The 14,068-nt window shown below is 34.1% G+C and carries 13 protein-coding genes and 1 tRNA gene; 7 read left to right on the plus strand and 7 right to left on the minus strand.

Annotated features, from left to right (window positions below; genetic code table 11):
• The 4 genes from dnaA to AAFN75_RS00020 are packed head-to-tail and all read left to right on the plus strand — an operon-like array spanning position 1 to position 4,088.
• Entirely contained in the window at positions 1–1,428 is a 1,428-nt protein-coding gene (gene dnaA / locus AAFN75_RS00005) for a chromosomal replication initiator protein DnaA (protein WP_144116296.1), read from the plus strand.
• Positions 1,429–1,443: 15 nt separating this feature from the next.
• Positions 1,444–1,893: a low molecular weight protein-tyrosine-phosphatase gene (locus AAFN75_RS00010; RefSeq protein ID WP_411807675.1), complete on the plus strand. Its 450-nt coding sequence runs from the start codon at positions 1,444–1,446 to the stop codon at positions 1,891–1,893.
• 59 nt (positions 1,894–1,952) lie between these two features.
• Positions 1,953–3,371 carry a PQQ-dependent sugar dehydrogenase gene (locus AAFN75_RS00015; RefSeq protein WP_411807676.1) on the plus strand — a complete coding sequence of 473 codons (1,419 nt, stop codon included), beginning with the start codon at positions 1,953–1,955 and terminating at the stop codon, positions 3,369–3,371.
• Positions 3,372–4,088, plus strand: coding sequence for an SAM-dependent methyltransferase (locus tag AAFN75_RS00020; protein ID WP_411807677.1), 717 nt, complete (start codon positions 3,372–3,374; stop codon positions 4,086–4,088).
• Between the two features lie 6 nt (positions 4,089–4,094).
• Here AAFN75_RS00020 and AAFN75_RS00025 read toward each other — a convergent pair whose 3' ends face one another.
• The 5 genes from AAFN75_RS00025 to dapF form a co-directional block, all read right to left on the minus strand.
• The gene (locus tag AAFN75_RS00025) at positions 4,095–4,754 is read right to left on the minus strand and encodes a peptidoglycan-binding protein LysM (protein ID WP_144116300.1); all 660 of its coding nucleotides are present in this window, start codon (positions 4,752–4,754) and stop codon (positions 4,095–4,097) included.
• A gap of 110 nt (positions 4,755–4,864) precedes the next feature.
• Positions 4,865–5,749: a DUF2279 domain-containing protein gene (locus AAFN75_RS00030; protein WP_411807678.1), complete on the minus strand. Its 885-nt coding sequence runs from the start codon at positions 5,747–5,749 to the stop codon at positions 4,865–4,867.
• Between the two features lie 26 nt (positions 5,750–5,775).
• The gene (gene mltG / locus AAFN75_RS00035; RefSeq protein ID WP_411807679.1) at positions 5,776–6,819 is read right to left on the minus strand and encodes an endolytic transglycosylase MltG; all 1,044 of its coding nucleotides are present in this window, start codon (positions 6,817–6,819) and stop codon (positions 5,776–5,778) included.
• Positions 6,820–7,344 (minus strand): GNAT family N-acetyltransferase, encoded by a 525-nt coding sequence (locus AAFN75_RS00040; RefSeq protein WP_411807680.1) that lies wholly within the window; start codon positions 7,342–7,344, stop codon positions 6,820–6,822.
• Complete coding sequence (dapF, locus tag AAFN75_RS00045) at positions 7,341–8,114, minus strand: diaminopimelate epimerase (protein ID WP_411807681.1); 774 nt, start codon at positions 8,112–8,114, stop codon at positions 7,341–7,343. The genes AAFN75_RS00040 and dapF overlap by 4 nt, the downstream gene beginning before the upstream one ends.
• A gap of 312 nt (positions 8,115–8,426) precedes the next feature.
• On the opposite strand from dapF, the gene AAFN75_RS00050 reads away from it, so the two are divergent.
• The 3 genes from AAFN75_RS00050 to AAFN75_RS00060 all read left to right on the plus strand — a co-directional run bounded on the left by AAFN75_RS00050 (position 8,427) and on the right by AAFN75_RS00060 (position 12,248).
• Entirely contained in the window at positions 8,427–9,830 is a 1,404-nt protein-coding gene (locus AAFN75_RS00050; protein WP_411807682.1) for a trypsin-like peptidase domain-containing protein, read from the plus strand.
• 181 nt (positions 9,831–10,011) lie between these two features.
• On the plus strand, positions 10,012–11,460 hold the full coding sequence (locus AAFN75_RS00055) for a glyceraldehyde-3-phosphate dehydrogenase (protein ID WP_411807683.1): 1,449 nt from the start codon (positions 10,012–10,014) through the stop codon (positions 11,458–11,460).
• Positions 11,461–11,618: 158 nt separating this feature from the next.
• Entirely contained in the window at positions 11,619–12,248 is a 630-nt protein-coding gene (locus tag AAFN75_RS00060; protein WP_411807684.1) for a tRNA (guanine-N1)-methyltransferase, read from the plus strand.
• 59 nt (positions 12,249–12,307) lie between these two features.
• Here AAFN75_RS00060 and AAFN75_RS00065 read toward each other — a convergent pair whose 3' ends face one another.
• Positions 12,308–13,609, minus strand: a complete 1,302-nt coding sequence (locus AAFN75_RS00065; RefSeq protein WP_411807685.1) for a leucine-rich repeat-containing protein kinase family protein — start codon at positions 13,607–13,609, stop codon at positions 12,308–12,310.
• Between the two features lie 221 nt (positions 13,610–13,830).
• Positions 13,831–13,912 (minus strand) — tRNA-Tyr (locus AAFN75_RS00070).
• Positions 13,913–14,068: the final 156 nt, after the last annotated feature.

The following is a 14,068-nucleotide window of genomic DNA, read 5'->3' on the forward strand; positions in this document are numbered from 1 at the left end:
ATGAGTGTAACTGCGCAATCGGTTTGGAATAACTGTCTCGAATTTATAAAGGATAATATCCAACCGCAAGCATACAAAACTTGGTTTGAACCAATCAAAGCAGTTAAACTTACTGACACGTCATTAAGTATTCAAGTGCCTAGTAAATTCTTTTACGAATGGTTAGAAGAACATTATGTTAAAATCTTAAAAGTATCACTTACTAAGGAGTTAGGGGAAACTGCCAAATTGGTTTACATTATTAAAATGGAAAACACATATGGTAACAAACAACCGTTTACTGAAAAAATTCCTAGTGCTAATAGAGGTGCTTTAAAATCTCAAGATGTTGATGTTCCTTTAAACAATAAAAGTCCAGAGTTACGCAATCCTTTTGTTATTCCTGGAATTAGAAATGTAAAAATAGAATCTCAGCTTAATCCAAACTATAGTTTTGAAAATTTCTTAGAAGGCGATTCTAACAGATTAGCAAGAAGCGCAGGATTAGCGGTTGCCAATAAACCTGGTGGTACATCATTCAATCCATTATTAATTTTTGGTGGTGTAGGTTTAGGAAAAACACATTTAGCGCACGCTATAGGTGTAGATATTAAAGATAAATATCCAGAAAAAACAGTTTTATATATTTCGGCTGAAAAATTTACACAACAGTATATTGATGCCGTTAAGAAGAATAATAGAAATGATTTTATTCATTTTTATCAAATTATTGATGTTCTAATCATTGATGATGTACAATTCCTATCTGGTAAAACAGGTACACAAGATGTATTCTTCCATATATTTAACCATTTACATCAAAACGGAAAGCAAGTTATTTTAACAAGTGATAAAGCTCCGGTTGATATGCAAGATATAGAACAACGTTTATTATCGCGTTTTAAATGGGGACTTTCAGCAGAATTACAAAATCCTGATTTTGAAACTCGCGTATCCATATTAAAAAACAAACTATATCGCGATGGTGTTGAAATGCCAGACGATATTATAGATTACGTTGCCAAAAACATTAAATCTAATGTTAGAGAGCTTGAAGGCGCTATTATTTCTTTAATTGCGCAATCATCTTTCAACAAAAAAGAAATTACAATTGATTTGGCTCGCGTTATTGTCGAAAAATTTGTAAAAAACACAAAACGTGAAGTTTCAATAGACTACATTCAAAAAGTGGTATCAGATTATTTCCAAATGGATATTGATACACTGCAGTCTAAAACCAGAAAACGCCACATTGTTCAAGCACGTCAATTAGCCATGTTTTTTGCTAAAAAATTCACTAAGGCATCATTGGCAAGTATTGGTTCTCAAATAGGAAAGCGTGATCACGCAACCGTTTTACATGCTTGTAAAACCGTTGACAACCTATCTTCAACAGATAAACAATTTAGAAAATATGTTGAGGATATTGGTAAAAAACTTTCTGTTTAAGATAATACAATTATCATGACTAAAATTTTAATGGTTTGCTTAGGAAACATTTGTCGTTCTCCTCTAGCTGAAGGTATTTTAAAGTCAAAACTTTCAAAAGATTTTATAGTGGATTCTGCCGGAACTGCCAACTACCATAGTGGTGCTGCTCCAGATACCCGCTCTATAGCCGTTGCAAGGAAATATGGTTTAGATATTTCTAGTTTAAAAGGCAGACAATTCAATGTTACCGATTTTGATACATTTGATTTGATTTATGTTATGGATCAATCTAATTACAACAACGTTATTAAGTTGGCTAGACACAATGAAGACATTGCAAAAGTAAAACTTATTTTAAACGAAGTACACGAAGGTAAAAATTACGAAGTTCCAGATCCATATTACGGCGGTGATCATGGTTTTGAAAATGTATACCAAATGTTAGATGAAGCCTGCGATGTTATTGCAAGCCATCTTATCTAATTTTATCTTTCTCAATTAATTAGGGTCTTATTTATTAACTTTACGTGAAAAGAGACACCATGAAATCACTAACTTTTCTAATTACATGTTGTTTTTACAGCACTATATTGTTATCGCAATCTGTTAATCTCGTTAGTTTTGCTTCAGGATTTTCGCAGCCTGTCGAAATTTCTATTACCAATACTGTTGATGACTCCCGTCTGTTTATTATTGAAAAATCTGGAGTAATAAAAATTTTAAACGAAAATGGCAGCGTTAATACTACACCGTTTTTGGATATTTCAAGTCGTGTTGGCGCTGGTAGAGAACGCGGATTATTAGGACTAGCTTTTGCTCCAGACTATGCTTCTACAGGAAGATTTTATGTAAACTACACAGACAATACCAGCACAGGAAAACCAAACACAATAATTGCACGATATACAGTAAGTAGTAATCCAGATATAGCCAACACCAATGGCACTACCTTATTATCGTACCAGCAACCCTTTGGGAATCATAACGGAGGAAAAATAGCTTTTGGACCAGATGGCTTTTTATATATTGCTGTTGGCGATGGTGGTAGCAGTGGTGATCCCTCAGATAGAGCACAAAGCACCTCTAGTCTTTTTGGAAAATTACTAAGAATTGATGTAAGTGGCAACCTTTACTCTATACCTAGTACCAATCCGTATGCAGCATCGGCCAATGAACCAACAGACCCTAGACCTGAGATTTACGCTATTGGTTTACGAAATCCTTGGAAGTTTTCTTTTGATAAAAACAATGGCGACCTATGGATTGCAGATGTTGGACAATATTTAATTGAGGAAATTAATAGAGTTAACGGCTCCGGAACTCCGGGAGACAATTATGGTTGGCGATGTTTTGAAGGCAGCAATCCTTTTAACGACCAAGGCAATTGCCCTACTGGAGGTATTAACAGCACTATAAAACCGATTGCAGAATATAATCATTCAGGTGGAAAATGCTCTATTACCGGAGGTTACATTTACAGAGGCTCTACGTTTTCAAGCTTTACAGGAAAATATTTTTTTGCCGATTATTGTAGTGGAGAAATAGGACTATTAACCAATACAGAAGGAAATTGGTCCATGAGCCTACAAACACCTACAAACAAACACAATTGGACTACATTTGGAGAAGATATTAATGGTGAATTGTATATTGCAGGTGGCTCCACGGTTTATAAAATTCAGGATCCTTCCTTAAGTACCACAAATGTAAAAACTACAGACCATTTTAAAATGTTTCCTAATCCATCTGAAGACTATATTAAAATAGATTTGACTAAAAACTACAACCAAGTTAACACAATTACTATTTTAAATATTAACGGACAAAACATTAAAACTATTACCAAACCAAATCAGAAAACAATAACCCATTCCACAAAAAATTACGCACAAGGATTATATTTCATTGAAATTACAACGAAAGACCATTCAAAAGCCATTAAAAAACTTATGATAAATTAAATGACTAACAAAATCGGTAAATTATACCTTATACCAACAACCTTAGGCGACAACGAACCATTAGAAGTTTTACCTATTAGCGTAAAACAAGCCATAGATAAAATAGACACTTTTATTGTTGAAAACGACAAAACTGCAAGACGCTTTATAAAACGCATAAGTCCGGAAAAATCGCAGCCATCATTAAACATGTTTCATTTAAATAAATTTACAGATGAAGCAGATTTACCTACATTTTTACATCCGTGTTTAAATGGCGTAGATGTTGGTTTACTTTCTGAAGCAGGTTGTCCGGGAGTAGCAGATCCTGGAGCCGATGTTGTAAAAATTGCCCATCAAAAAAACATAAAAGTAGTTCCACTAGTAGGACCATCTTCTATTTTAATGGCTATTATGAGTTCTGGAATGAACGGACAAAGTTTTACTTTTAATGGATATTTGCCTATAGATAAAGCTGAACGAAAAGCAGAAATTAAACGTTTAGAGCGTTTATCGTTCGAGCAAAACCAATCGCAAATTTTTATTGAAACACCATATAGGAATAACAAAATGCTTGAAGACCTTTCGGCTGTTTTGGAGAACAACACCGATATTTGTGTAGCCTGCGATATCACTTTAAGCACCGAGTTTATAAAAACCCAAACCGCAAACCAATGGAAAAAAAATAAGGTAGACCTTCATAAAAGACCTACCATATTTATAATTCATAAAAGTTAAAACCTATTATATAGCTTTAGCTTTTCTATTTGCTTTAACAAAAGAGGTATCATAACCAGAAAAACGTTTCATGTAATAGTGTACGGTAGTTCCATAGCCATCTGCAAAATTATCCAAACCGTAGCTCCTTAAGTACTTTTTAACACTTCCTGGGCCGGCAAGATGCGCTGCAGCCAACATACCCGATTCTGTTATAATAATACCGTTAATGCGTTTACCAACAAAGTTTTTAATATCTCTTCTTAAAATCCATTTGTTTCGTGCAGAATTAGCAATAAATGCTTTTTCTTGTAGCTTTGGGCTTTTTAGAAACTTTTCAGGGTTATGTATACCAATAAGCTTTAATGTTTCAGAGCCAAATTGATATTTACCTAAATACCCGTAAGTATTTACACTAGAATAATCGCCTCCAGACTCTTTAAAAGCCAAGGCCTCTTTAAAACCAACAAAAGATTTTCCTAAGTAAGGTGAGAATTCAAAATCAGAATCCGATAACTCCGATTCATTTTCGTTCACAGCAGCAATATTACTAACTGTGTAATTTAAGTCTAAACCTTCAGTTGAGTACTTGCTTAAATCGATTGTTTCATTTGATTGAAACGACACATACAATAGTGTTAATATTGTAAGCGTAATAGTTACGAATCTTCCAATATTCCTTATCATAATTTTAAATTTTTTCGATATATATACAAATTATATACACCGTGAAATTTGAGCGTGCAAAAGTACACCTTTTTTCAATAACTTCAAAATTAATCGATTAAGTACACTTTCTATATGTAGAATAGATGAAATACAGCCTTATTTTTATTGAATTCTAAGGTTGGAAAAGGGATTTTTATCATGTTAAGAACATCGAAAACAGACCTTAAAAGCTTAGAGTTTGTTTTAATTTCTTTTAAATTTACATCCAAACTTAAATAGTATTGTCTATAGCCCCCATTGGTTTTTATTAATTGACTATCAACAACTTCCACCCCTGTTAGCATTCCATAGGCACCATAGCCAACCGCTACATTTAGCCATTTAGGAACACTACTTTTTTTAAAAAAAGAATGAATGTTTGCGCTAAGCCAATAGGTTTGTCCGTTGTAATCTTTTAAGGTTTGCTCTAGGAAGGTTTCACCGAGTTTATCTGGACGTTGCTTGGCGAACTTAGTTTGATGAAAACTGTATTTTAAGGCAATTCGTTGCTCTTTCCATAGTAATTCTTGCCCAATATAGAGTCCTGTTCCTGCTCCGTTGGCCATAATATCGCCCCATGAAAATCCCCATTCGGATGAAAATCCATCTAACACTTCAACAGCCGATAAAAATGAAAAACCTAAAGTAGCTCCGTAAATTAATTGATGCTTTTTGTTAACACCGCTCCAATGTAATAATTGAGTTCCATGCTTTCCTAGTTGATAAGACGTAAACGCATGTCCTAATTTATCCATTTGTAACCACTGATTATTATCGTTTGTGGTATGAAACTTGGATTGTTCGAAATCGGCATACCACAGTTGATTTAGTCCAACCAAAGTTAAGCCACCTATAGCAGCTTCGGTAATAACCACAGTATTTCGGCGTGGTTTATTAAGCGTGTCGCTTGGGGTTAAAAAGGCATTTAGTTTAGATTGCGAAAAAGAAGCCAACGGCATCAAACCAAAAAGCATAATATGTTTTAAAGCCCAAAAACGCACTATTTATTTATACCTTGAGATGATAAATAACGCTGATACTCTCTAGCATTTACATTATGTTGCGCTAAGGTTTTAGCAAACTTATGGAAGCCATAACGTTTAGCATCGGCAGCAAAATATAAATAACTATGCTTTTCATAGTTTAATACCGCATTTATGGCCGATATATCTGGCATGGCGATAAGTCCTGGAGGCAAGCCTCTATTCTTGTACGTATTATAAGGCGAATTAATGTCTTTATGAACATTAAGCACGCGTTTTATAACCGTGTTTTTGTATTTAGGAAGTTGGTAAGCCGCAAATTTTAAAGTAGGGTCTGCTTGAAGTGGCATACCTATACGTATCCTATTCATATAAACACCAGCAATTCTTGGCTGCTCCGATGCTTGTTTAGACTCTTCGTACACTATAGACGCCAATGCGATAACTTGATCTTGCGATAAACCAATGGCATTTGCCTTTTTAATTTTAGCATCGGTCCAGAATCGTTTGTATTCTTTTAACATACGTGCTCTAAAATCTTCGGCAGATGTGTTCCAGAAAAACTCATAACTATTTGGTAAATACATACCTAAAGCTGTAGGCTCTTTAAAACCGTTTTCGCTTAAAAAAGCGCTATCCTTCATGGCATTTAAAAGGGAAATGCTATCTGCTTCAATTTCTTTTGAAACACGATCTGCTAATTTTTCGAGTGTACTTTGATTATTAAAAGATACTTTTATTGGCAAATTTTTGCTTCTAATAGAGTTTATAATATCGTTATTAGTCATCCCTTTATTTATTTGGAAACGACCTGCCTTAACGTATTTATTATACTCTTTACGTTCGGCTAAATCATCGAACGACTCTATATCCTCCAATAAAGGTTCCAACTGAGTACGAACATCTTGATAGTTTGCTCCCGTTGGGACATAAATATAGGCGCTTTCGTTATTAAAAGCTGTGTTTGGTTTTAACATGGCTTTGTAAACAAAATTGGCGAAAAAAGCAGCCACAATAAGGCCAATAACTAAAATTGCTAAGAGTATTTTTTTTATGTACATCTATTTATTAATAAGCTGGTATAAGTATTCGTTTTTATAAGAACCATTTACATAGTTCCAGTCTTTTTTTAGTCCTATTTCTTTAAAACCTTGATTTGAAAACAGTTTGATACTGGCATCATTTTCTTCTGAAATATTACAGTATAACTGATGTAAATCGAGATGCTTAAAACTATAGTTGATTAATAGTTTTAGAGCTTCGCTACCATAGCCTTTTAATCTATTGTTAGGTTCTTTAACCAAAATCCCCACGCCTGCTCTTCTGTTTTTAAAATCGAAATCGAATAAATCAATCATTCCCAATGCCACATCGTTATAACTTGAAATAACCAATCTTAATTGTTTTACTTCAAAAATATCTTTGTGCGCATGCTCTAAATACTGTTTAATTAAAAACCGAGAATATGGGGTTTGGGTATTACTAATTTCCCAAATAGACTCATCGTTTTCGATGGTATGGATAAAGTCCAAATCTTCGGGCTCTAAAGCACGTAAATATATGTTTTCGCCTTTTAGAGTAATCATATACTACCTTTAAAAACCAATTTTGCAGGACCACTTAGCCATACATTTTTATAAATGCCGTCTTCAACATTAAAACTTACTTTTAGTTTTCCGCCTTGGACATTTAAATTAACTAAGTTTTTTTCGGTTTCACCAATATAATGCATAGCAATAGCTACGGCTGTTACACCTGTTCCGCAAGATAACGTTTCGTCTTCGACACCGCGCTCGTAAGTTCGCACTCTAAACTCTGTATCCGATTGCTTTTTTACAAAATTAACATTGGTACCGGCCTCATTATAAAGTGCGCCATAGCGAATATTTGCGCCTTTGGTTTTAATACTAAAATCTTCAATATTAGGTTCAAATTGTACATGATGCGGAGACCCTGTATTTAAAAACACATGGTTTTTATGGGTTTCGATTTTAGACACATCTAGCATTTGTAAATTAACAATATCGCCTTCTACAGTGGCGTGATGTAAACCATCGATAGCCTCGAAAACGGCTCTATCTTTAATAACGCCCAATTGCTTAGCAAAAGCGACTAAACATCGCCCACCATTACCACACATGGTACTTTCATTACCATCGGCATTGTAATACACCATTTTAAAATCGTGTTCTGGATGGTTTTCTAGTAAAATTAATCCGTCTGCTCCTACTCCAAATCGGCGGTCGCATAAAAAGGCAACGCGTTTGGTATCGTTTTTATCGAATGTTTGCTGACGATTATCAATCATCACAAAATCATTCCCTGTTCCTTGGTATTTATAAAAAGTTTGCTGCATAATGAACCACAAAGATAAAGAAGTGATTTAAATTTTTTAGGGTAATATTAAAGCTAGTTATTAATTACTACACTTTAATGTTAAGTGCGCTAGGGATAGCAATGGAAAGCCCACAGGGAGGAACGACCGAGGACTTGAAATGAATAGCCCGACCCTTGTGGTAGCGCCCAAATTATTATTTTTTTTTGAGTGTTAAATGAGCGTTAAAGTTGGCGTTAAAAAAAGTTAAAATGAATTTATGTATTCAATAAATAATTAATTTTAATCGTTAAATAGATTGAAATAATTTTAAAACATACAAGATTAACGCATATGAAAAAGATTTTAACATTAGTATTCGTATCGGCTTTGGGTGGCATTTTCACTTTAGGAACCTACAAGCTTTTTTTAGAAGAAAAGCAACCTGTTGTTATTGCTGCAGCTGCCGAAAACCCTACATTTTTACCAACAACCAACACACGGCCTTTATTTAGTGCCGAGGATAAAATAGATTTTACCGTAGCTGCCGAAAATACTGTAAACGCGGTGGTACACGTTAAAAATGTTACGCTTAGTAAAGGGACATACACCATGCAAGATTTGTTTTCGGGACGATCGTCTGAACGTGCCCAAACAGGAACAGGATCTGGTGTTATTATTAACGCCGATGGCTATATAATTACCAATAACCATGTTATTAAAAATGCCCACGAATTATCGGTTACCTTAAACAATAATAAAACGTATACAGCGGAATTGGTTGGTGCAGACGAAAAAACGGATATCGCGCTTTTAAAAATCGATGCCGACGAGGAATTACCATTTGTAACTTTTGCGGATTCTGACAACGCTAAAATTGGCGAGTGGGTTTTGGCTGTTGGTAACCCTTTTAATTTAACATCGACTGTTACGGCGGGTATTATTAGTGCAAAATCTAGAGATTTATCGGGTACAAGCAGACAATCGTTTATTCAAACAGATGCGGCAGTAAACCCAGGGAATTCTGGTGGTGCTTTGGTAAACACTAATGGTGAATTGGTGGGAATTAATACCGCTATAACATCGCAAACGGGCTCTTATGTAGGGTATTCTTTTGCTGTACCTAGTAATATTGCTAGAAAGGTGATTGAAGATATTATGGAGTTTGGAAACGTACAAAATGGTATTTTAGGTATACAAGGTGGTGCTTTAAATAGTATGAATGCTGAAAAAATTGGAGTTCCTGATACGGAAGGTGTTTATATTGATGATGTGGTTGCAGATTCTGGAGCTGAAAAAGCAGGTATTAAAAAAGGTGATATAATTAAAGAAATTGATAATATTAAAGTATCTAAATTCTCTGATTTAACCGGACATTTAAGCGCTAAACGCCCTAACGATGTGGTAAACTTAATAGTATCTAGAGATGGCGATTTAAAAACTATACCTGTAACCCTAGCAAAAAATGACACCTTTACTATGCCGCTTGTAGGACGAATTAAAGATGCTAAGGCCAAAGACCTAAAGAAATTTAAGGTGACTTACGGTGTTAAAATTGCTGAACTAGATGAGCAATATGCTGAATATTGGAAAAAGAATGGTATTGAAGAAGGCTGTATTATTACAGCAATTAACGATATTAAAGTGAAAAATGTAGAAGATGTGCAACGTGCTTTAAGAAATAAATCTAGATACGAAGCTTTAAGACTAGAAGTTATAAATACGAATGGCGATTTAGAACGCTATAATTTTAGATAGATTATATACTAATTAAGACGAATAATAAGTTTTAATTACCGAAATCAAGTTCCAATTAATTTTAATAACCCTTTAAATATACTTATTATTTGAAGGGTTATTTTATTCGTTAAAGTGCTTTACGAAAACGTTTGAAATATGGTAATTTAGCTAAAACACCACAAACTAAACTTTATACATTATGGGTTCTAATAAAACTTATGAAAAAGAATTAGCATTTCAGGCTGATCGAAGAAAAGCAACTGTAGAATTTATAAAAGCCGTAAGCGATCTATGGTATGACAAATCGATTGAATTGGTACTTTTTAGAAACCAACTAATAGATAGAAATGTGAGTCAGATTTTAAACCTGCACGAATACGCGGGTAAATTTGTGCAAAAGCCCATTTCTATTTTTGATTCGGTTGAAATTGCTCAGGCCATAAAAGCCCTTAACGTCCCTCCTGCCAAATTAGATATTGGAAAGCTAACTTACGAGTACCATTTAGACGACAATAAACATAATAACGCCAAGGCCTTTGTGTCTCACAAACTAAAAGACGCAAGTAAAAATGGAAGTTTTGAACCAAAAGACGTTATACTTTATGGTTTTGGTAGAATTGGTAGATTGGTAGCCAGAGAACTTATGACGCGTACCGGAAAAGGAAGTCAATTACGCCTAAGAGCCATTGTTACCCGTGGGGCTATAAATGCTCAAATACTAGAAAAAAGAGCTTCGCTTTTACGAAACGATTCGGTACATGGCGATTTTTCGGGTACCGTTACTATTGATGCTAAGCAGAATGCTTTGATAATTAATGGAACTACAGTACATATAATTTCGGCAAATACGCCAGAAGAGATCGATTACACTACCTATAATATTAATAACGCTTTAGTTATTGATAATACTGGCGCCTTTAGAGATAAAGAAGCCTTGAGTAAGCATTTAGAATCGAAAGGCGTTAAAAAGGTTTTATTAACCGCCCCTGGAAAAGGTATTCCTAATATTGTTCATGGTGTAAACCAACAGGAAAATAACCCTGATAAAATCGATATATTTTCGGCAGCCTCATGTACTACAAATGCCATAACCCCAATTTTAAAGGTTATTGAAGAAAGTTTTGGAGTAAAAAGCGGCCATTTAGAAACTATACATGCTTATACAAACGACCAAAACTTAGTGGATAACTTTCATGGTAAATACCGCCGCGGAAGAGCTGCGGCCCTTAATATGGTTATTACAGAAACTGGAGCTGGAACTGCCGTTGCTAAAGCGTTGCCAAGTTTAGAAGGTAAACTTACTTCCAACGCTATTCGTGTACCTGTACCCAATGGATCGTTAGCCATTTTAAATTTAGAAATAGAGAATAAAACATCGCTTAGTGGTGTGAATTCAGTTTTAAAAAAATATGCCTTAGAAGGCGATTTGGTAGAACAAATTAAATTTGAATTGAGCGACGAACTGGTATCTAGCGATATTGTTGGCTGTTCTGCCCCATCCATTTATGATAGTAAGGCTACCATTGTTAGAAAAGATGGAAAAAACATCATTTTATACATTTGGTATGATAACGAATATGGATACAGCCATCAAGTTATACGCTTAGCAAAATATATTGCAAAGGTTAGACGTTATACGCATTATTAATACGCCATAAATTTAAACACATTTTTAATAATCTAATATAGGATTTGAATCGTATATAAAATAGCCTCATTTTTATGAGGCTTTTTATTGATTTTTAATCGTTTAATAAACTATATTTTATAAATTCGCAAACCAAATACAACCAAAAAGCATTTAAAATGAATCCTATCAAATCTCTATGTTTACTTATATTTAGCTGTTTAATAAGCTTTAATTCATTTTCTCAAACCACTACTGAAGACGACGACCAATTATCCTTATACAAAGGAACTATTGATAATCAATTTGAATATATCCTTAAAAAGTCTGGGAATTTTAAAGGAACCAACGGTCAACCTTACGAAGCTGTAAAATTAAGTATGTTATTAGCACTTCGTGCTCATACTTTAGACTCTTTAAAAACAGTACATAAAAATTTAGCAGAAACAAAGGCTGTAGTGTCGTCTCAAGCTAAAGAAATTTTAGCTTTAAAAGCGAATCTTTCAAATACGCAATCAGATTTAGAAACCACTAATTCTGAAAAAAACAATATGGCACTCTTTGGAATGCAAATGAGTAAAATAAACTACAATGTGCTTATGTGGTCTATTATAGGTGCTTTATTAGCTTTACTAATTTTGTTTATTTATAAATTTAAAAACAGTAATGCTATTACTAGAAAAGCGAATCATAATTTAGCTGAAATTGAAGAAGAATTCGATGAGCACCGCAGAACAGCATTAGAGCGCGAACAAAAAGTGAGACGCCAATTGCAAGACGAAATTAATAAACAGAAAAAAGGAAAATAAATTCTTATTTCTTCAACTTATACAAAAATCTGTAATTTTTAATTACAGATTTTTTTTATTTAAAAGGTATTTAAAACCTCCGTAATTTCTGAAAAACTAGGTCGAGCTATAACATCTGGTTTAGTACAATCATTAATTAGTTTTAGCCAATTATTTAGTTGGCCTTCGTTAAAAGAATCTTGGCTAACTACATTTAAAACATCTTCTAACAGACACCCATAAGCTCTTACTTCTATGCGTTGTATATTTGGTGCAATTTCCCCATTTACATTATAAAAACTAGCTGCTCCAAAATCGCCTAAATAACAATCTGCTGTTTTATTTACCAAGATATTATGGGCATAAAAATCGCCATGATTAATACCCTTCTCATGTAATTGCCCACATACCGAGGCCATACCTTTTGCTATTTTTAATAATTGGTTAGCTGTAAAACCAGTGGTTTCATCAAATACATCTCTTGTACATGTTTCTAAACTTGGAGGATTTCCTAGATTACTATAATTGGAAGCTATAAGTTCCATTATTAAAGCACTTTTACCATCCGGATGATTTTTTATTTTACCCAAAATAGGTATTAAATTCTTATGGTTTCCGGCCGCTATGGAAGCATCCATTTCATCTTCGGGTAAACCATCGCTAGTTACAGCGCCTTTAAACACTTTTATAGCAACATCTTCTTGCTTTTGTTCCCAACGAGCACGAGAAATAAATCCAGAAGCACCCTCGCCAATTAATGTTTTAATACTGAAATGGTCCCAATTATACGATTCTAGATTGTTATTACATGGCATGCTTTGCGCTACAGGGTTTCCTCCAAAAGCTATCCATGTTAATTTAGGCAACTTAAATAACCAATTAGGAATCACTTTTAAATGGTTTGCCGAAATACGTAAAAGCTCCAAGTTTACACAGTTTGCCATTTCGTCGGGTAATGCTTCAATTTTATTTCCTGATAAGGCACATTTACGGAGTCTATTTGCTTTTCCTATACTTTTGGGTAATGCCTTAATTTTATTATCAGTTAGAATAAGCCAGTTTAGTTTGGGTGGAAATGCATCTTCAGGAACTGTTGTGATTTGATTGAATTTAAAACCAATCATACTCAATTCAGGACACCGAGCTAAAACCGAAGGAAATACTGTAAACTTATTATTTGCAAAAAATAAAATTCTTAATTTCTTTAGTTGGGCAAAACTATCTGGCAATATAGAAAGATCGTTACCGGATAAATCTAGAATTTCTAAGGTATCGGCTAGTTTTAAAATGTCCTCTGGAAATGTTTTTAACCCACAGGCTAATTTTAGTCTTTTAAGGCCAATTAGCTGTCCAGATTGCAATGCTTCTAAAGTATGTGTCATGAATATATTTTCTGCGTGCAAATCTAACTATAATGCATTAGAATTTACAAGTTGAAATAAGTAAAGCACAGGATTACGTATCCTTGTTCCCCACTCCTGAAAAATGAAAAGGAACGCTGTTAATACAGCCTACTTTTTTCGTTTCTAGAAAAATCCTAAAACAGGTTTTGGATTTTTCTAGAAACAAAAAAAGTCTGCCAAGGCAGACTTTTCGAGTTAAGTGGGGAGAGCAGGATTCGAACCTGCGAAGACGTAGTCAGCAGATTTACAGTCTGCCCTCGTTGGCCGCTTGAGTATCTCCCCAAAACTGACCGCAAATATATTATTGTTTCTTAATTCTGCAAAGATAAAATGAAGAATTTAATATTTTTTTTTATTTTTTTCTTGCTGCGCATATTTCAGCATTAAAAGAATAGAAAACCTTTCGGATTTAAAAAGACATCCCGAGTATTAATTCGG

Source organism: Algibacter sp. AS12, assembly GCF_046736315.1.
GTDB classification, from domain to species: Bacteria; Bacteroidota; Bacteroidia; order Flavobacteriales; family Flavobacteriaceae; genus Algibacter_B; species Algibacter_B amylolyticus.

Bases quoted from the DNA above. Each gene is read 5' to 3' on its own strand.
- AAFN75_RS00060 (WP_411807684.1), top strand. From the start codon at position 11,619: ATGAATCCTATCAAATCTCTATGTTTACTTATATTTAGCTGTTTAATA.
- AAFN75_RS00055 (WP_411807683.1), top strand. From the start codon at position 10,012: ATGGGTTCTAATAAAACTTATGAAAAAGAATTAGCATTTCAGGCTGAT.
- AAFN75_RS00025 (WP_144116300.1), bottom strand. From the start codon at position 4,754: ATGATAAGGAATATTGGAAGATTCGTAACTATTACGCTTACAATATTA.
- AAFN75_RS00065 (WP_411807685.1), bottom strand. From the start codon at position 13,609: ATGACACATACTTTAGAAGCATTGCAATCTGGACAGCTAATTGGCCTT.
- dapF (WP_411807681.1), bottom strand. From the start codon at position 8,114: ATGCAGCAAACTTTTTATAAATACCAAGGAACAGGGAATGATTTTGTG.
- AAFN75_RS00030 (WP_411807678.1), bottom strand. From the start codon at position 5,749: ATGCTTTTTGGTTTGATGCCGTTGGCTTCTTTTTCGCAATCTAAACTA.
- AAFN75_RS00050 (WP_411807682.1), top strand. From the start codon at position 8,427: ATGAAAAAGATTTTAACATTAGTATTCGTATCGGCTTTGGGTGGCATT.
- AAFN75_RS00015 (WP_411807676.1), top strand. From the start codon at position 1,953: ATGAAATCACTAACTTTTCTAATTACATGTTGTTTTTACAGCACTATA.
- AAFN75_RS00040 (WP_411807680.1), bottom strand. From the start codon at position 7,344: ATGATTACTCTAAAAGGCGAAAACATATATTTACGTGCTTTAGAGCCC.
- mltG (WP_411807679.1), bottom strand. From the start codon at position 6,819: ATGTACATAAAAAAAATACTCTTAGCAATTTTAGTTATTGGCCTTATT.
- AAFN75_RS00020 (WP_411807677.1), top strand. From the start codon at position 3,372: ATGACTAACAAAATCGGTAAATTATACCTTATACCAACAACCTTAGGC.
- dnaA (WP_144116296.1), top strand. From the start codon at position 1: ATGAGTGTAACTGCGCAATCGGTTTGGAATAACTGTCTCGAATTTATA.
- AAFN75_RS00010 (WP_411807675.1), top strand. From the start codon at position 1,444: ATGACTAAAATTTTAATGGTTTGCTTAGGAAACATTTGTCGTTCTCCT.